The organism is Halovibrio variabilis (assembly GCF_007991175.1).
GTDB lineage: Bacteria > Pseudomonadota > Gammaproteobacteria > Pseudomonadales > Halomonadaceae > Vreelandella > Vreelandella variabilis.
Genome location: NZ_BJXV01000047.1, coordinates 1 through 656 on the forward strand (window position 1 = coordinate 1; position 656 = coordinate 656).

The window sequence follows — 656 nt, forward strand, 5'->3', positions numbered from 1 at the left end:
TATAGAGCAAACGGTAAAAGCACGATCCCCTCTCGGGTCTGTAGCTCAGTTGGTTAGAGCGCACCCCTGATAAGGGTGAGGTCGGCAGTTCAAGTCTGCCCAGACCCACCAAATTTGCGTGATACGTCGTTGCTTCACTACTCGCATAGCATACTATGCGTCGCACTGGAGCGCCTAGTCTCACACAAATTACGTTTTATCCATTCTTGAGTTGTTTTTATGATTCGCATAGCAGGTTATGCGTCGCCATAAAATGTCTTGGTATGAATAAAATTACCCAGAGACGGGTGGGTATAAATGGGGCCATAGCTCAGCTGGGAGAGCGCCTGCCTTGCACGCAGGAGGTCAGCGGTTCGATCCCGCTTGGCTCCACCATTAAGTTACTCGATGGAATAAGCATTGCCGAGGTCAGCGCAACGTGGTTGCCAGTTGATCCCGCTTGGCTCCACCATTACGTACTACCTTCTTTTACTTTAAATACCGTTTGTGAATGTTTCGTGACCATTGATAAGTCGCTGCGTTGTTGTCGTCACTGTTGTTGTAATGACAGCGCGCCGCTTTATCACTGTTCATTGAACAGCTGCTCTTTAACAATGTATATCATGCTGACAAGACCACGCCGCAAGGTGTGGTCTTAAATTGTGATACGTTTTCAA

At 47.9% G+C, this 656-nt stretch carries 2 tRNA genes; both read left to right on the top strand.

Going from position 1 to position 656, the window contains the following annotated elements:
• The first annotated feature begins 34 nt into the window (after window positions 1-34).
• Window positions 35-111 (top strand) — tRNA-Ile (locus HVA01_RS17340).
• Window positions 112-299: 188 nt separating this feature from the next.
• Window positions 300-375: transfer RNA gene (locus HVA01_RS17345), tRNA-Ala, on the top strand.
• The last annotated feature ends 281 nt before the right edge of the window (window positions 376-656 follow it).